Origin of the sequence: Pseudomonas sp. SJZ078, from assembly GCF_007828255.1 — a bacterium.
Lineage (GTDB): Bacteria > Pseudomonadota > Gammaproteobacteria > Pseudomonadales > Pseudomonadaceae > Aquipseudomonas.
The window spans coordinates 94,353-111,030 of sequence record NZ_VIUG01000005.1 but is presented as its reverse complement, the minus strand read 5'-3'; the positions used below and the strand labels follow the sequence as shown (position 1 = coordinate 111,030).

Sequence of the window (16,678 nt, the reverse complement as noted above, 5' to 3'; positions counted from 1 at the left end):
AACGCTGTTGCGGCGAGGGAATGAATCCCTCGCCGCAAAGGGGATGTGCTTCGAGTTACAACACCAGATGCGGCAACCAGAGCGAAATGGCCGGGACGTAAGTCACCAGCAGCAGCACCAGGAACAACATGGCGTAGAACGGCAGCAGGGCCTTGACGGTGCTTTCGATACTGACCTTGCCAATGGCCGAGCCGACGAACAGCACTGCGCCCACCGGTGGGGTAATCAGGCCGATCCCCAGGTTCACCAGCATGATCATGCCGAACTGCACCGGGTCCACACCAATGCCCACGATCACCGGCATCAGGATCGGCGTCAGGATCAGGATCAGCGGCGCCATGTCCATCACGGTGCCCAGCAGCAGCAACATCACGTTGATGCACATCAGGATCACGTAGCGGTTGTCCGACAGCGTCAGGAACGCAGTGGTGATCTTTGCCGGGATTTCCATCAGCGTCATGATGTAGCCGAAGCTGGCGGCGAAGCCGATCAGGATCATCACGATGGAGATGGTGCGTACCGTACGGTGCATCAGTTTCGGCAACTCGCTCCACTTGTAGTCGCGATAGATGCACATGGTCACGAAGAATGCCCACACCACCGCAATGGCGGCCGATTCGGTGGCGGTGAAAACGCCCGAGAGAATGCCGCCGAGGATGATGAACAGGGTCATCATGCCCCACATGGCTTCCTTGCAGATCTTCAACGCTTGCTTGAGCGGAATCACCTCGCCCTTGGGGTAATTGCGCTTCCTCGCAAAGACCAGACACAGCGCCATCAAGCAGAGGTTCATCATGATGCCGGGGACGATGCCCGCCATGAACAGCGATCCGATGGAAACGGTGCCGCCAGCGGCGAGGGAGTACAGCACCGCGTTGTGGCTTGGCGGCGTGAGCAGCGCTTGCACCGAACCACTGACGGTGACAGCGGTGGCGAACTCACGCGGATAGCCGCGGCGTTCCATTTCCGGGATCAGCACCGAACCGACCGAAGCGGTATCGGCTACCGAGGAACCGGAGATCGCGCCAAAAAAACTCGAGGCCACGAGGTTGACCAATGACAGACCACCGCGCACGAAGCCTACCAACACGCTGGCGAATGCCACCAGGCGGCGGGACATGCCCCCCTCGGCCATGATCGCACCGGCCAGAACGAAGAAGGGGATGGCCAACAACGAGAACTTGTTCACGCCGCCCGTTATCTGAATCATCATGGCCTGGAACGGAATATCGATCCACCACGCACCGATCAGGGCGGCAGCGCCCAGCGCGTAGGCGACCGGCATGCCGATCAGGATCAACAACAAAAAACTGCCCAGCAGAATCAGAGCGTCCATTAAGCGGCACCTTCGTTTTCTTCAACCAGGTCGAACTGCACGACCCGACGCTGGCTTTGATCACCTAGCAAGAGTTTTTCCAGGACGAAAATCAGGGTCAGGAAACCGCCGATCGGGATCGGCATGTAGGTGATGCCGACGCGCAGGGTGGGGATGGCGCTCATGAATTGATTCCAGGTGGTCATGCACAGCTTGGTGCCCCAGATGGTCATGAAAATGCACACCGCAGCCATCAAGAGCTGGGTGAAAACCGAAGCCAGGGTTTGCCAGCGCGGGGGCAGCCGGCTGGTGACCATGTCCACGGCCATGTGCGAGCCGGAGCGGTAGCTGGCGGCGGCACCGATGAAGGTAAATACGATCATCAGCAGGATGGCGGTGGGCTCTGGCCAGCTTGAACCGGTACCGAGTACGTAGCGGGCAAACACCCCCCACGGAATCATCAGCGCAACGGCAAGGACAGAAAGGCCGGCCACCCAGATGCAAGTCATGTAAATCGTGTCGTTGATACGCAGCAGTGAATTCTTCATCGGGTTCCACCGTAACCGGGCGCGCCTTTTAACCGCAGGCGCGCCCAGCCTTTTCATGAGTACAGATCGAGAGGGGTTACTGGACCGCTTCGATACGCTTGATCAGATCGGCATATGGCGCGCCGTATTTGGCCCGGATCGGTGCGGTGGCGTCGTAGAAAGGTTTCTTGTCGACGGTGATGAACTCGACGCCAGCTGCCTTGAGTTTTTCTTCACTGGCGGCGGACTTCTTGTCCCACAGCTCGCGCTCTTCGGCCTGGGCCGCCTTGGCGGCTTTTTTCACCATGTCCTGTTGCTGCGGCGTGAGCTTGTTCCAGGTGATTTTCGACATCACGATCGGCTCGGGCAGGATCAGGTGACCGGTCAGACTATAGAACTTGGCGTTCTGGTAGTGGTTATGTTCGAGCATGGTCGGCGGGTTGTTTTCCGCGCCATCTATCACGCCGGTCTGCAGGGCGCTGAAGATCTCGCCGGTGTCCATGGCGATGCCGTTGCCGCCCATGGCATTGATGGTGTCGATGAACATCGGGTTGCCCTGGACACGAATCTTCATGCCCTTGAGGTCTTCGAGCTTGCGCACCGGTTTCTTGGTGTAGAGGTTGCGCGTGCCGCCGTCCATCCAGGCCAGGGCCACCAGTCCAAACTCGGAGTTGGTGATCCGGTCGAGGATCGCATCGCCCACTTCACCGTCGATGACGGCGCGCATGTGCGCCTGGTCGCGGAAGATGAACGGCATGTTGAAGACGTTCACGTCCGGCACCACAGGGCCGACGATGCCCAAACTCACGCGAGACATCTGGATCGCGCCGGCTTGCATCTGTTCGATGACTTCTTTTTCAGAACCCAGTACGCCACCTGGGAAATACTTGAACTTCAGCTCGCCGTTGCTCTCCTTTTCCAGGGTTTTACCCATGGACTCCTCGGCGACCACGGTCGGGTAGCCTTTGGGGTGGATGTCGGCGATCTTGATATCGAGGGCATGAGCCGCCTGCGCCAGGAAGGCCAGGGGCAAAGCGGCGATCAAAAGTGTGCGTTTGAAATTCATGTTCAATCTCCAGTGTTGTTGTTTTTATGTCTATCGATGTGAAGCGGCAAAGCAGATCAGTTCGCGGAGTGTTTCCGTCCTCCGAAGGCAGGTTCAGCCAGACCCTTGACGCCGGGGTGAAGGGCGAACACGCCACCGGCCAGGGATTGCGGGTCGTTGTCATCGCCGGGGCGGATTGAGGTGACGAACAGGGTGTCCAGACGGCTGCCGCCAAAGGCGCACATCGTCGGTTTCTTCACCGGTACGGCCAGCGAACGATCCAGTCGGCCATCCGGGGTAAAACGGTGGATCAGGCCGGCGTCGTTGGCGCAGATCCAGTAGCAACCATCGGCGTCTACCGCCGCGCCGTCCGGGCGACCGGCCAGGGGCAGCATGTCGACGAACAGACGCCGGTTGGACGGCGTACCACTGTCGATGTCGTAATCGAAAGCCCAGATCTGCTGGATCAACGGGTGTGAGTCGGAGAGGTACATTGTCCGCCCATCCGGGCTGAAGCCCAGGCCATTGGGCACGATGAAACCGCTCAGTTGCGCCTCGACCGGGCTGCGCTGCCCGGCTTCATACCGGTACATCCGGCCTTCATCGACGTTGGCGGCCATGTTCAGCACCATGCTGCCGGCCCAGAAGCGGCCCTGGCGGTCGCAACGGCCATCGTTGAGGCGCATGTCGACGCGGCTGTGCTCGACGCTCGCACAGAGTTCGCTGTCCAGGCTGCCGTCGTCATGGGGATGCAGGCGGAAGAAACCGCTTTCCATGCCCGCGACCCAGCCGCCGTCCTGGTGACGGGCAATGCAGGCAAGCATTTCGGGAGCTTCCCAGCCTTGGACTTTTCCGCTGCTGGCATTCCAGCGTTGCAGGCCGCCGCTGGGGATGTTCACCCAATACAGGGCGTTTTCCTCGGGGACCCATACCGGGCTCTCCCCGACGGCGTTGCGCGCATCGACAATCAATTCGGCTTGCATGGTGATTCCTTTGTACGTTCGTATCCCATGGAAACAGGCCAATCAGTCGTCGAACGGGCCGGCTGCGACGAACGCACCGCCCTGGTAGATCCTGGCCGGGTCATCGGCGGCCGGCATTGGCTGGGCTTCGATCTTGTCGCGGAAAATCTCGGAAGTGTCCTTGGGTTGGTAACCCAGGTGCGCGGCGTGGATGTTGTCCCACCAGACGTCGCGGTTGGCGGACACGCCGTAGACCACGGTGTGGCCGACCTTTGGCGTGTAGAGCGAGCATTCGATCAGTTGAGTGAGGTCGTCGAAACTCAGCCAGGTGCTCATCATCCGGCGGTTCTGTGGCTCGGCGAACGACGAACCGATGCGGATGCTCACGGTCTCGATGCCGTAGCGATCGAAGTAGAAACTGGCGACGTCTTCGCCGTAGGACTTGGACAGGCCGTAGTAGCCATCCGGGCGACGCGGGGAGAGGGCGTCGAGGGCCTCGTCCTGCTTGTAGAAGCCGATGACGTGGTTGGAACTGGCGAAGATCACCCGCTTGACACCGTGCTTGCGGGCGGCTTCATAGATGTGGAACACGCCACTGATGTTGGCGCCCAGGATTTCTTCGAACGGGCGCTCCACCGAAACACCCCCGAAGTGCAGGATGGCATCGACACCTTCCACCAGTTGGTGCACGGCGTGCTTATCAGACAGGTCGCACGGCACCACTTCTTCGCTTTCATCGATGGCCGGGGCCATGTTGGCGATGTCCGAAAGCCGGATATGACGGGCGAAAGGCTTGAGGCGCTCGCGCAGGACTTTGCCCAGGCCGCCGGCGGCGCCGGTCAGCAGCAGGCGATTGAGGGGGTGGCGAATCGGTGTCGTAGTCATGGCATTACCTGAGCAAACAATGAGTGATATCCGTTGTATAGGCCATATGACCGCGGGCAAAGGGTGACCTTTCCTTGTGGGGGCGAGTCTGCTCGCGAAGGCGCCGACCCAGCAGCTCCCTCACCAGCAGACTCACCCAACCGCCTTACAACAAACTGATCGGGTAGCTGATGAAAATACGGTTCTCATCGAACTCGTTGGTGCTGAAGTCCCGGCGCATCGTCGAGTTACGCCATTTCACGTTGAGGCTCTTCAACGCGCCGCTCTGCACGGTGTAGGCCAGTTCGGTCTCGCGACCCCATTCCTTGCCATCGTCCACCGTGGCGGTGTGCACGTTGTCACCGCTGATGTAGCGGTTCATCAACGTCAGGCCCGGCACGCCGACGGCGGCGAAGTTGAAGTCGTGGCGCAGTTGCCAGGATTTTTCCTTGGCGTTGTCGTAGCTGGAGTTATAGCTGTCGTTGGCCAGGGTGCCGCCGCTGGTGCCGTTGACGCGCATCCAGGCATCGTCGCCGCTGAGTTTCTGCAGGCCGACGTAGAAGGTGTTGCCACCGTACTTGGCCGAGAGCATGGCGAACGCGGTTTTGTTGTCCAGGTCGCCGGCCAGGGCACTGCCGTTTTCCTTGCCGGTGAAGTAACCGAGGTTGGCGCCCAGGGTCCAGTCGCCGATGGGCTGGCTGTGGGTCAGGTTGAAATACTGTTGCTGGTAGATGTCGCTCAGTTCCGCGTACCAGACGCCGACCTGGGTGCGTTTGTCGTTGAAGGCATATTCGCCGCCGCCGAAGTTGAAGCGGTCGGAGGTGAAGGCCGGGCGGCCGTTCATGAACATGTCTTCCATGCTCGCATCGTTGCGCGGGCTGTTGCCGCGGAACTGACCGCCGTAGAGGCTCAGGCCGCTGATCTCGGTGGAGGTCACCTGGCCGCCGCGGAAGGTTTGCGGCAGGGAGCGGCCGTCGTCGGAACGCAAGATCGGCAGCACCGGCATCCATTCACCGACCTTCAATTCGGTCTTCGACACCTTGGCCTTCAGGGCCACGCCCAAACGGCCGAAGTCGTCGGCCGGACGACCGTCGTCATGCACCGGCAGCAGCTGGGTGCCGGCGGTGCCTTTACCGCCATCGAGCTTGATCGAGTACAGGCCCAACACGTCCATGCCGAACCCCACCGGGCCCTGGGTGAAACCGGACTTGGCGTCGAGGATGAAACTCTGGGTCCATTCCTCGGCCTTGCCCTGGGCGTTGTTCGGGTTGGTGAAGTTGCGGTTGAAATAGGCGTTGCGCAGGTTCAGCGTGGCCTTGGCATCATCGACGAAGCCTTCGGCACTGGCGGCCGTTGGCAGAAACGCGGCGAGGCTGCTGCAACCGAGCAGGACCAGGGCGGGGCTGGCGTTGAGAAGGGTACGGCGGTTTGGACGGTGATCGGGCGAAAAACGGACACGTGTGCTCACTATGACGCTCCTACTTTTTTGTTTTTTTTATTCTTGTCATACGTCGTCGTACAACATGGGGGGATTATTTGGAAGCGGCTGCTCATTGTCAACTGGCCATTATCGGAATTGTCCAACTCGGCTGTGCTTCAAGATGAGGCGTTTCAATGGCTGTTGCTGGGCGAGGTCAAGATCGCAGGCGTAGCGCCGGGGCAGATCTGTGGTTTGAGGATAGTGGGTAGGGTGATTGGTTGTGCGATGACTGGTCTAAGACATTAGTCGAATGCCCGCGATCTAATTGACGGTGCGGTCTCTTGTGGCGAGGGGATTTAGGGAAACGCTAGCCGACTCACCACCACCCCCTGTGGCGAGGGAGCAAGTTCCCTCGCCACAGGGGCATTGTGTACATCCGCCTGAACATGCACGGTCAAATGGGGAACGAGCCCCCAGTGTTTTCAACAGTGGGCGGATGCTAGTCTTGAGCAACGCTGTTGCCAGGGAGCCCTCATGGGCAATCACAAGATCGAGATTCGTCGCAGTAACGTTGAGAAAATCCTGTTGGCCGCCGAGAAGGTCTTTGCCGAGAAAGGCTTCGGCAGCACCGCCATGGCCGACATCGCCGCCGAAGTGCAATTGCCGCGTTCCAACCTGCATTACTACTTCAGCACCAAAAGCGAACTGTACAGCGCCGTGCTGTTCGATCTGCTGGAGGTGTGGAAACAGGATGCCTTGTGCTTCGAAATGTTCGACGACCCGCGGGTGGTGCTCAGCAGCTACATCCGCGCCAAGATGAACCACTCCCGCAGCCGACCCTATGGCTCCAAGGTCTGGGCCAACGAAATCATCCATGGTGCCCCGACCCTGGGCCAGGCGCTGGACGCCAGCCTCTATGAATGGGCCAAGATGAAGGAAGCAAAGATCCGCCAGTGGGTGGAGGACAAACGCATCCTCCCGGTGGAGCCCTCGAGCCTGCTCTACATGATCTGGGCTTCGACCCAGCACTACGCCGACTTCGACCACCAGATCAATATTCTCAATGACCACCAGCCGCTGTCCGACATGCAATTCGAACGGGCAGTGCAGACGGTGACCGGGGTGATTTTGCGGGGGATCGGGTTGGAGCCTTAGTGTTGTGGTAGGGCTGATGATGCCATCGCGCGCAGGCTCGCTCCCACATTGGAAATGCGATCCCCTGTGGGAGCGAGCCTGCTCGCGATGGCGCCAGTCCAGGCACCGCAGCTCTCAAACGGCTACATGATAGGGATTACGCGGATCATGGTCCCAGTCCAGAAATGGCTTGCCCGTTTCCACCGGCACCATCTCGATGCAATCCTGCACCGGGCAGGTGATCTGGCACAGGTTGCAGCCCACGCATTCCTCATCAATCACTTCATATTTACGCGTGCCGTCCGCCTGCTTGAGGCTGGCAATGGCCTGGTGTGAGGTGTCTTCGCAGGCGATGTGGCAGCGACCGCATCCGATGCAGGCTTCCGGGTCGATCCTGGCGATGACCTGGTAGTTGATGTCCAGGTATTTCCAATCGGTGGTGTTGCCCACCGCGCGACCGGAGAACGCCTGGAGGTTGGCGTGGCCGTGCTCGTCCATCCACCGCGACAGGCCGTCCTTCATCTCGTCCACGATGCGAAAACCGTGCAGCATCGCCGCCGTGCACACCTGCACCGCGCCGCTGCCCAGGGCGATGAATTCCGCCGCGTCGCGCCAACTGCCGATGCCGCCGATGCCGCAGATCGGCAAGCCCTGGGTCTGCGGGTCGCGAGCGATTTCGGCGACCATGTTCAGCGCGATGGGCTTGACCGCCGAACCGCAGTAACCGCCATGGGTGCTCTGGCTGCCGACGCTGGGCAGGGCGACCATGCGCTCCAGGTCGACGCTGGTGATGGAGTTGATGGTGTTGATCAGCGACACCGCGTCCGCGCCACCGCGATGGGCGGCCCGGGCGGCGACGCGGATGTCGGTGATGTTCGGCGTGAGCTTGACGATCACCGGCAACGAGCAATAGGTCTTGCACCAGCGGGTCACCTGTTCGACGTACTCCGGCACTTGGCCGACCGCCGCGCCCATGCCCCGTTCCGGCATGCCGTGGGGGCAGCCGAAGTTCAGCTCGATGCCATCGGCGCCGGTGGCTTCCACCAGGGGCAGGATGTTTTTCCAGGAGGCTTCGACACAGGGCACCATCAGCGACACGATCAAGGCCCGGTCCGGCCAGTCCTTTTTCACCTGGGTGATTTCCCGCAGGTTGATCTCCAGGGAACGGTCGGTGATCAGCTCGATGTTGTTGATGCCCAAGACCTCGCGATTGGCACCGTAGTGGGCCGAATAACGCGAGGACACATTCACGGCTGCCGGATCCTCACCGAGGGTTTTCCAGACCACGCCACCCCAGCCGGCCTTGAAGGCGCGGACGACGTTGTAGGCCTTGTCGGTGGGCGGCGCGGAGGCCAGCCAGAACGGGTTGGGGGCTTTGATGCCGGCGAAGACAATCGACAGATCGGCCATTTACGCAGCCTCCACGTTGAACATCAGTTGAGCGTTGATCGCCTCGGCGGCGAGTTTACCGTGCTGCACCGCCTGCACGGTGAGGTCCTGGTCCAGGCTGGTGCAATCGCCGCCGGCATAGACATCGGGAATGCTGGTGCGCAGGTGTTCGTCCACCAGGATCCGCCCGTCCTGGCGCTTGAGTTCCCGGGCCAGTGGGTCCACCAGCGCGTTGTCATCGAAGGCTTGGCCGATGGCTTTGAAAACGGCGTCGGCGGCCAGGTCGAAGGTCTCGGCACCGATGACCAGTCGACCGTTTTCAAGATGGGTACGGGAAAAGCGCATGCCCCGCACATGCCCGGCGTCGTCGAGCAATACCTGTTGCGGTTGGGCCCAGGTCAGCAGACGTACCTGATTGGCCTTGGCGATGTCTTGCTCATGCAAGGTGGCCCCCATGTCTTCAAGGCCACGACGGTAGACCAGGCTGACGTCCCGGGCGCCGAGGCGAGCCATCTGCACGGCCATGTCGATGGCGGTGTTGCCGGCTCCGAGCACGATGCAACGATCGGCCAGCGGCAACTGGCTGAGGTCGTCGGCCTGGCGCAGTTCACGGATGTACTCGGTGGCGGCCAGCAGCCCCGGCGCTTGCTCATCGCTCAGGCCCAATTGTTTGCTGGCGGCCAGGCCGAGGCCGAGGAACACCGCATCGAACTGTTGGTGCAAGTCGCTCAGGCTGAGGTTTTCCCCCAGCTTCTGGCCGTGGCGGATTTCGATGCCGCCGATCTCCAGCAGGAAGTCCAGCTCGCGCTGGGCGTAATCGTCCACCAGCTTGTACTTGGCGATCCCGTATTCGTTGAGGCCACCGGCTTTGTCCCGAGCCTCGAAAATCACCACGTCATGGCCGTGCATCGCACTGCGGTGAGCGCAGGACAGGCCCGCCGGGCCGGCACCGACCACGGCGATGCGCTTGCCGGTGGCGGCAGCCCGTTTGAACGGGTGTTCACTGAAGCGGGCGTTGTCCACCGCGTAGCGTTGCAGCGAGCCAATCAACACCGGCGCGCATTCGTGGGCGTTGTTGCGCACGCAGGCTTGCTGGCACAGGACCTCTGTGGGGCAGACCCGGGCGCAACTGCCGCCGAGGATGTTGGCCGAGAGGATTTTCTGGGCCGCGCCTTGGACGTTGTCCTGGTGGATGTTGCGAATGAACGAAGGAATATCGATTTCGCTCGGGCAAGCGTTTACGCATGGGGCGTCGTAGCAATACAGGCATCGGGACGCTTCCAGATGCGCTTGCCTGGCGTTGAGCGGTGGCGCCAGGTCGCTGAAGCGGGCGGCGAGGGTGGCCGGGTCTTCCTGGGAATGGGGAAGGTGACTCAAGGGCTGGATCATGGAATGGGCCTCACGGTGTTTGAGGTGCTGCCTCTGGTGGGCAGTGGTTTTTTCGGTGTCTGGACTGACGCCTTCGCGGGCAAGCCCGCTCCCACAAGGGATTTGCGGCACACCACATATCTGCGTCTATCCCAGATCCAATGTGGGAGCGGGCTTGCTCGCGAAGGCCGCAGGCCTGGATGTCAGCGTTTCACGGCGGTTGGCTTATTCCACTCAGCCCGCTTGCTCAGCAGATCGAACACCGCCGGATATGCCGGTCGTTCGACATAGCGCCCGGCACCGCGCTCGGCCCGCAGGTCACCGTCGGCCCACACCAGCCGACCCTGGCTGATGGTATGGCTGGGCACGCCGCACACGGTCTTGCCTTCGAAGATGTTGAAATCCACCTGCTGATGATGGGTCTTGGCCGAAATCGTGCGGCTGCCTTGGGGATCCCAGAGCACCAGGTCGGCGTCGGCGCCGACGCGGATCGCCCCCTTGCGTGGGTAGAGGTTGAAGATTTTCGCGGTGTTGGTGGAGGTGAGGGCGACGAAATCCTGCATCGACAATTTGCCGCTGTTGACCCCTTCGTCCCAGAGCACGGCCATGCGGTCTTCGATACCGGCGGTGCCGTTGGGAATCTTGCTGAAGTCCTCACGACCAGCGGCTTTCTGTTCCGCGCAGAAACAGCAATGGTCGGTGGCGGTGGTGTGCAGGTTGCCCGATTGCAAGCCGTGCCACAGTGCCTCTTGATGTCCGCGAGGACGGAAGGGCGGGCTCATCACGAAACCGGCGGCGGTCTGCCAGTCGGGGTGGCGATAAACGCTGTCGTCTAGCAGCAGGTGCCCGGCCAGCACTTCACCGTAGACCGGTTGGCCTTTGCTGCGGGCATAGGTGATTTCGTCCAATGCCTCCTTGGTGGAAACGTGCACCAGGTACAACGGCGTGCCCAGTGTCTCGGCAATGCGGATGGCCCGGCTTGCGGCTTCGCCTTCCACCTGCGAGGGCCGTGACAGCGGGTGGGCTTCGGGTCCGGTGATGCCCTGGGCCAACAGCTTGCGTTGCAGGTGGTAGACCAGTTCGCCGTTCTCGGCGTGCACGGTGGGCACCGCGCCCAGCTCCAGGCAGCGTTCGAAGCTCGCCACCAGCGTGTCGTCGGCAGCCATGATCGCATTCTTGTAGGCCATGAAATGCTTGAAGCTGTTCACGCCGTGGTGGTTGACCAGCTCGGCCATTTCTTCACGGACCTGCTCGTTCCACCAAGTGATTGCGACGTGGAAACCGTAGTCGCTGGCACTTTTCTCGGCCCAGCCGCGCCATTGGTGAAAAGCTTCCATCAGCGACTGCTGGGGATTGGGAATCACGAAGTCGATGATCGATGTGGTCCCGCCGGCCAGGCCTGCGGCTGTACCGCTGAAGAAGTCTTCGCTGGCCACTGTGCCCATGAATGGCAACTGCATGTGGGTATGGGGATCGATGCCACCGGGCATCAGGTATTGACCGCTGCCGTCGAGCACTTCGGCCGCGGCCGGAACATCCAGGTTTTCGCCGATGGCCTTGATCATGCCGTCGGCACAGAACACATCGGCGCGGTAACTTTCATCATGGGTAATCACGGTGGCGCCACGGATCAACAGAGACATTCCGAGTTCCTCGCAGGCATGACCGACTGATGTCGGTTCTTGATGTTGTATCGATCAAGGTGTGCAGCGAGAGGGTGTTCCTGTCACTGCTGTCAGGATTAGACGCTAGTTGGAGATATTGAAATGAGCAAGATTATTTTCGATAAGTCGGTTTTTTAAATAATTGATTGAAAACTAACGATTAAATACAAAAAAACGCAGGATTTTGCGCTTCCAGGTCATTTTGACGAGCTTGACAGGATCGTTATTTGAGCGAGATTTGTTACGGCAAATCAGCGGCTTGACTGCCGTTGAGCCGTGGTAGTACGCGTGCCTTACTGCAAGTCCTCCGGCCATCGCCCCGTCGATGAACAAAAATAATGAAAACAGTGGAGCGGACATGACCAGATCAACTGTGACCGAGCGCGACGGGTTGTTTGAGCTTGAAGCCGGCAGCGACGTGCTCGAGAGCCCCCGTTACAACCACGACATCGCACCGACCAAGGTGCATGAGCGAACCTGGAACAAATGGCACATCACTGCCCTGTGGGTCGGCATGGCGATCTGCGTGCCGACCTATACCCTCGGCGGCGTACTCACTGCCTATTTCGGCCTGACGGTGGGCGAGGCGCTGCTGGCGATTCTGTTTGCCAACATCATCGTATTGATTCCGCTGACCCTGAACGCCTTTGCCGGAACCCAATACGGCATTCCGTTCCCGGTGCTGTTGCGCTCGTCCTTCGGGGTCATCGGTTCTAACGTCCCTTGCCTGATCCGCGCCCTGGTGGCGTGCGGCTGGTTCGGGATCCAGACGATGTTCGGCGGGCTGGCGATCCACCTGTTTCTCGGTTCGGTGTTCGAGGGCTGGAAGAGCCTGGGGGGCACGGGCGAGGTACTCGGCTTCATGATGTTCTGGGTGATGAACCTGTGGGTGGTGCTGCGCGGCGCCGAATCGATCAAGTGGCTGGAAACCCTGTCTGCGCCGCTGCTGGTGCTGGTGGGGGCCGGTCTGCTGGTATGGGCCTTGCCCAATGTCTCCCTGACCGAACTGATGGCGGTCCCGGCCAAACGGCCCGAGGGGGCTGGCGTGACCGGCTATTTCCTGGCGGGGCTGACGGCCATGGTCGGTTTCTGGGCAACCCTGTCGTTGAACATTCCGGACTTCAGCCGTTATGCCAGGAGCCAGAAGGACCAGATCGTGGGACAGATCATCGGCTTGCCGCTGACCATGTTCCTGTTCGCCTCCCTCGGCGTGGTCATGACCGCCGCCTCGGAAAAACTGGTGGGCGTGACCGTCTCCGACCCGGTGACTTTGATCGGGCATATCCAGAGCCCGTTGTGGGTGGCGCTGGCCATGGTGCTGATTATCGTCGCCACGCTCTCGACCAACACCGCCGCCAACATCGTCTCGCCCACCAATGACTTCCAGAACCTCGCGCCCAAGCTGATCGGCCGCTCCAAGGCGGTGATGCTGACCGGGCTGGTGGGATTGGCGCTGATGGCCCACGAACTGCTGAAGAAACTCGGCTGGATCATCTCCGACGTCAGCCTCGAGTCGGTGTATTCCAATTGGCTGCTGGGTTATTCGAGCCTGCTGGGGCCGATTGCCGGGATCATGGTGGTGGATTACTTCCTGATCAAGAAACAACAACTGGACCTGGCCGGGTTGTACCGCGACGACGTTTACCCGGCGTGGAACTGGAACGGTTTCATCGCCTTCGGCGTGCCGGTGGCCTTGACGCTGCTGTCCTTGGGCAGCGATGCGTTCAACTGGTTCTACAGCTACGGCTGGTTCACCGGCTCGGCGCTGGGTGGGGTGATTTATTACGGGTTGTGCGTGTTGCAAGGCGCCAGCCCAGCTGTCGTCAAGTCACCGCTGCAATAAGGGATGTATGCGGCCCTGTGGGAGCGGGCTTGCTCGCGAATGCAATCTGCCAGTCAACATCAATATCGACTGACACACCGCCTCCGCGAGCAAGCCCGCTCCCACGCTGGATCGCATTACACGCGAGATAAATGTTTTGAAGGAGATCTCCATGAACGCCCCCGTCGACGTCCTGCAATCCACCCACCAACACATCAACCGTGACCGCCTCTGGCAGTCACTCATGGACCTGGCCCGCTTGGGCGCCACGGTCAAGGGCGGTGTATGTCGGCTAGCCTTGACCGACCTCGATCGCCAGGCCCGGGACTTGTTCGTGCAGTGGGCCGAGGCGGCCGGCTGCACCGTCAGCATCGATGGGGTGGGCAATATTTTCGCCCGTCGTCCGGGGCGCAATCCGATCCTGCCGCCGGTGATGACCGGCAGCCACATCGACACCCAGCCCACCGGTGGCAAATTCGATGGTTGCTTTGGCGTGTTGTCCGGGCTGGAGGTGCTGCGCACCCTTAATGACCTGAACATCGAAACCGAAGCGCCGCTGGAAGTGGTGGTGTGGACCAACGAAGAAGGCTCGCGCTTCGCGCCGTGCATGATGGGGTCGGGGGTGTTCGCGGAGAAATTCACCCTCGAAGAAACCCTCGCCAAGGTCGACGCCGAAGGCATTACCGTGGGGCAGGCGCTGAATGCCATCGGCTATGCCGGTCCGCGTCAGGTCACCGGTCATCCCGTGGGCGCATATTTCGAGGCGCACATCGAACAGGGCCCGATTCTGGAAGATGAACACAAGACCATCGGCATCGTCATGGGCGCCCTGGGGCAGAAGTGGTTCGACCTCTCGCTGCGGGGGGTTGAGGCTCATGCCGGTCCGACCCCGATGCACCTGCGTAAGGACGCCCTGGTTGGCGCATCGATCATCGTCGGCGCCGTCAACCGCGCGGCCCTGGGCCATCAACCCCACGCCTGCGGCACCGTCGGTTGCCTGCAGGCCTACCCGGGCTCGCGAAACGTCATCCCGGGCGAGGTGCGCATGACCCTGGATTTCCGTCACCTGGAACCGGCGCGGTTGGACTCGATGATCGCCGAGGTCAAGCAGGTCATCGACGACACCTGCCGGCAACACGGCCTGACCTATGAATTGACCCCCACCGCCGACTTCCCGCCGCTGTACTTCGACCGGGGTTGTGTCGACGCCGTCCGCGGTGCCGCCCAGGGTCTGGGCCTGTCCCATATGGACATCGTCAGCGGCGCCGGCCATGACGCGATTTTCCTCGCCGAACTGGGCCCGGCCGGCATGATTTTCGTGCCCTGTGAAGGCGGGATCAGCCACAACGAGATTGAAAACGCCGCCCCCGACGACCTTGCCGCCGGTTGCGCGGTGCTGCTGCGGGCAATGCTGGCCGCGTCCCAGGCCATCGCCGAGGGACGCATGGCGGCTTGAACGAGTGGGGCGGCGGTTTCGCCATCGCCTGCAAGGGAACGCACGGCGACCACGGACGGTCGTAACCTCCATGCGCTTCTGACCTATGGAGACCCAATGAGCCAGGACGTCCCGACCACGGAGACCAATCGTCGTCAATTGCTGCAAATCATCGCCGGACTGTCGGACGGGGTGATGTTGATCGAAATCGACCAGACCATTGCCTGGGCCAACCAGGCCGTGCTGAACATGCATGGGGTCAGGAGCCTCGCGGAACTGGGCGCCAATGCCCGGGAGTACGCCCGGCGCTTCCATTTGCGTTATCGCAACAACCATCCATTGACGGAGGACAGCTACCCCATCGCCCGGGTCGCCCGTGGCGATGAGTTCAGTGATGTGCTGGTGGAGGTCACCCCGGTGGCTGATCCGGATCGCACCTGGGTCCACCGCATCCGCAGCATGGTGCTGACCGATCGCAACGACGAACCGACCTTGCTGGTGCTGATTCTCAGCGACGCCACGGAGTGGGCCAGCGCCGAACAGCGGTTCGAGAAAACCTTCGCCGCCAACCCGGCGCCGGCGGTGATCTGCCGCCTCAGCGACCTGCGCTACATCAAGGTCAACCAGGGCTTCCTGGAGATGACCGGCTACAGCCGTGAGCAGGTGATCGGCCGTTCGGTCTATGAGCTGGACGTGCTGGAGGCCGCCGAGCGCCGTGAGCTGGCCATCGAGCGCCTGGGGCAGGGCGCGACCATTCCGCAGATGCAGGCCGAGTTGAAGTTGCCGGAGGGCACGAGCAAGCAAGTGATCGTCGCCGGCCAGCCACTGGACTTGCACGACGAAGATTGCATGCTGTTTTCCTTCATGGACATGGAGCCGCGACGCAAGGCCGAAACGGCGCTGCGCCAGAGCGAGGAGCGCTTTGCCAAGTCGTTTCGCCTGTCCCCCGTGCCCACCCTGGTGTGCAGCGCCGAGCAACTGCTGCTGGAAATCAACGACGCCTTTCTCGAAACCACCGGGTACGCCAGTGAAGAACTGTTTGGCAGGACGGTGGCGGAAATCGGCTTTCTCGACAAGGACGCCAGTGCCACGTTGTTTGCCCGTCTGGAGAAGACCGCGACGGTGTCCAATGTCGACGTCAAGGTCCGCAAGAAGGGCGGCGAAATGATCGACTGCGAGGTGGCGGCCGACACCGTGATCATCCAGGACCAGCCTTGTTATCTATTGGTCCTGGTGAACATTACCGAACGCAAGCGCTCGCAACTGGAACTGGTGGCGGCGATCGAGGAGGTGATGAAGGATGCGTCCTGGTTCAGCCGTACGCTGATAGAGAAGCTGGCCAACGTGAAGAGCATCAACACGCAACTGCCCAGTACCTCCTACACCGAACTGACCGCCCGTGAACGTGATGTGCTGGGACTCATTTGCCAGGGCCTGGCAGACAAGGAGATCGCCGCACGTTTGAAACTGGCGCCCAATACCGTGCGAAATCACGTTGCTACGCTGTATTCGAAGCTGGACGTCCACAGCCGCAGCGAGGCCATTGTCTGGGCCCGGGAGCGCGGTCTGTTCGGGAATGACTGGAACATGAAGGCACCATGATAGCCAGTGCAAATGCACCGGAAGGGTTAGTGCAAATTCGGGTATCTGGCGGGCAGGTGGCTGCTTAGGATGTGAGGGTGCGGCACTTTCAACAACGGTGCCGCGTCCCTACGAAACAGTCAAGGAATACG

The 16,678-nt window shown here is 61.2% G+C and carries 14 protein-coding genes; 4 read left to right on the top strand and 10 right to left on the bottom strand.

Going from position 1 to position 16,678, the window contains the following annotated elements; all coding sequences use genetic code 11:
• Positions 1-55: 55 nt before the first annotated feature.
• The 6 genes from FBY02_RS07170 to FBY02_RS07145 form a co-directional block, all read right to left on the bottom strand.
• Entirely contained in the window at positions 56-1,336 is a 1,281-nt protein-coding gene (locus FBY02_RS07170; RefSeq protein ID WP_144925246.1) for a TRAP transporter large permease, read from the bottom strand.
• Positions 1,336-1,863, bottom strand: coding sequence for a TRAP transporter small permease (locus tag FBY02_RS07165; protein WP_144925244.1), 528 nt, complete (start codon positions 1,861-1,863; stop codon positions 1,336-1,338). The genes FBY02_RS07170 and FBY02_RS07165 overlap by 1 nt, the downstream gene beginning before the upstream one ends.
• A 76-nt stretch (positions 1,864-1,939) precedes the next feature.
• Positions 1,940-2,908 carry a TRAP transporter substrate-binding protein gene (locus FBY02_RS07160; RefSeq protein WP_144925241.1) on the bottom strand — a complete coding sequence of 323 codons (969 nt, stop codon included), beginning with the start codon at positions 2,906-2,908 and terminating at the stop codon, positions 1,940-1,942.
• A 56-nt stretch (positions 2,909-2,964) separates the two neighbouring features.
• Entirely contained in the window at positions 2,965-3,870 is a 906-nt protein-coding gene (locus tag FBY02_RS07155; protein ID WP_144925238.1) for an SMP-30/gluconolactonase/LRE family protein, read from the bottom strand.
• A 42-nt stretch (positions 3,871-3,912) separates the two neighbouring features.
• Entirely contained in the window at positions 3,913-4,734 is an 822-nt protein-coding gene (locus tag FBY02_RS07150; protein ID WP_144925236.1) for an NAD(P)-dependent oxidoreductase, read from the bottom strand.
• A 145-nt stretch (positions 4,735-4,879) separates the two neighbouring features.
• Positions 4,880-6,109: an OprD family porin gene (locus tag FBY02_RS07145; protein ID WP_256662482.1), complete on the bottom strand. Its 1,230-nt coding sequence runs from the start codon at positions 6,107-6,109 to the stop codon at positions 4,880-4,882.
• Positions 6,110-6,667: 558 nt separating this feature from the next.
• Between FBY02_RS07145 and FBY02_RS07140 the strand changes: the two genes are divergently transcribed.
• The gene (locus tag FBY02_RS07140; protein ID WP_144925230.1) at positions 6,668-7,288 is read left to right on the top strand and encodes a TetR/AcrR family transcriptional regulator; all 621 of its coding nucleotides are present in this window, start codon (positions 6,668-6,670) and stop codon (positions 7,286-7,288) included.
• A 114-nt stretch (positions 7,289-7,402) separates the two neighbouring features.
• Here FBY02_RS07140 and preA read toward each other — a convergent pair whose 3' ends face one another.
• The 4 genes from preA to FBY02_RS07120 all read right to left on the bottom strand — a co-directional run bounded on the left by preA (position 7,403) and on the right by FBY02_RS07120 (position 12,048).
• Positions 7,403-8,677: an NAD-dependent dihydropyrimidine dehydrogenase subunit PreA gene (preA, locus tag FBY02_RS07135; RefSeq protein WP_144925227.1), complete on the bottom strand. Its 1,275-nt coding sequence runs from the start codon at positions 8,675-8,677 to the stop codon at positions 7,403-7,405.
• Positions 8,678-10,045, bottom strand: coding sequence for an NAD(P)-dependent oxidoreductase (locus tag FBY02_RS07130; RefSeq protein WP_144925224.1), 1,368 nt, complete (start codon positions 10,043-10,045; stop codon positions 8,678-8,680).
• A gap of 182 nt (positions 10,046-10,227) precedes the next feature.
• Positions 10,228-11,667: a dihydropyrimidinase gene (gene hydA, locus FBY02_RS07125; RefSeq protein ID WP_144925221.1), complete on the bottom strand. Its 1,440-nt coding sequence runs from the start codon at positions 11,665-11,667 to the stop codon at positions 10,228-10,230.
• Between the two features lie 174 nt (positions 11,668-11,841).
• Positions 11,842-12,048 (bottom strand): hypothetical protein, encoded by a 207-nt coding sequence (locus FBY02_RS07120; protein WP_144925218.1) that lies wholly within the window; start codon positions 12,046-12,048, stop codon positions 11,842-11,844.
• Here FBY02_RS07120 and FBY02_RS07115 point away from each other — a divergent pair.
• From FBY02_RS07115 to FBY02_RS07100, 3 genes are all read left to right on the top strand, one after another.
• Positions 12,047-13,531: an NCS1 family nucleobase:cation symporter-1 gene (locus tag FBY02_RS07115; protein WP_144925215.1), complete on the top strand. Its 1,485-nt coding sequence runs from the start codon at positions 12,047-12,049 to the stop codon at positions 13,529-13,531. The genes FBY02_RS07120 and FBY02_RS07115 overlap by 2 nt on opposite strands.
• Before the next feature lie 151 nt (positions 13,532-13,682).
• The gene (locus tag FBY02_RS07105; RefSeq protein WP_144925209.1) at positions 13,683-14,966 is read left to right on the top strand and encodes a Zn-dependent hydrolase; all 1,284 of its coding nucleotides are present in this window, start codon (positions 13,683-13,685) and stop codon (positions 14,964-14,966) included.
• 96 nt (positions 14,967-15,062) lie between these two features.
• On the top strand, positions 15,063-16,547 hold the full coding sequence (locus FBY02_RS07100) for a helix-turn-helix transcriptional regulator (protein WP_144925206.1): 1,485 nt from the start codon (positions 15,063-15,065) through the stop codon (positions 16,545-16,547).
• The last annotated feature ends 131 nt before the right edge of the window (positions 16,548-16,678 follow it).

Excerpts from the sequence above, each read along its gene's own strand:
- FBY02_RS07130 (WP_144925224.1), bottom strand. The coding sequence starts at position 10,045 with ATGATCCAGCCCTTGAGTCACCTTCCCCATTCCCAGGAAGACCCGGCC.
- FBY02_RS07155 (WP_144925238.1), bottom strand. The coding sequence starts at position 3,870 with ATGCAAGCCGAATTGATTGTCGATGCGCGCAACGCCGTCGGGGAGAGC.
- FBY02_RS07165 (WP_144925244.1), bottom strand. The coding sequence starts at position 1,863 with ATGAAGAATTCACTGCTGCGTATCAACGACACGATTTACATGACTTGC.
- FBY02_RS07150 (WP_144925236.1), bottom strand. The coding sequence starts at position 4,734 with ATGACTACGACACCGATTCGCCACCCCCTCAATCGCCTGCTGCTGACC.
- FBY02_RS07170 (WP_144925246.1), bottom strand. The coding sequence starts at position 1,336 with ATGGACGCTCTGATTCTGCTGGGCAGTTTTTTGTTGTTGATCCTGATC.
- hydA (WP_144925221.1), bottom strand. The coding sequence starts at position 11,667 with ATGTCTCTGTTGATCCGTGGCGCCACCGTGATTACCCATGATGAAAGT.
- FBY02_RS07160 (WP_144925241.1), bottom strand. The coding sequence starts at position 2,908 with ATGAATTTCAAACGCACACTTTTGATCGCCGCTTTGCCCCTGGCCTTC.
- FBY02_RS07120 (WP_144925218.1), bottom strand. The coding sequence starts at position 12,048 with ATGTCCGCTCCACTGTTTTCATTATTTTTGTTCATCGACGGGGCGATG.
- FBY02_RS07115 (WP_144925215.1), top strand. The coding sequence starts at position 12,047 with ATGACCAGATCAACTGTGACCGAGCGCGACGGGTTGTTTGAGCTTGAA.
- FBY02_RS07105 (WP_144925209.1), top strand. The coding sequence starts at position 13,683 with ATGAACGCCCCCGTCGACGTCCTGCAATCCACCCACCAACACATCAAC.
- FBY02_RS07100 (WP_144925206.1), top strand. The coding sequence starts at position 15,063 with ATGAGCCAGGACGTCCCGACCACGGAGACCAATCGTCGTCAATTGCTG.
- FBY02_RS07140 (WP_144925230.1), top strand. The coding sequence starts at position 6,668 with ATGGGCAATCACAAGATCGAGATTCGTCGCAGTAACGTTGAGAAAATC.
- preA (WP_144925227.1), bottom strand. The coding sequence starts at position 8,677 with ATGGCCGATCTGTCGATTGTCTTCGCCGGCATCAAAGCCCCCAACCCG.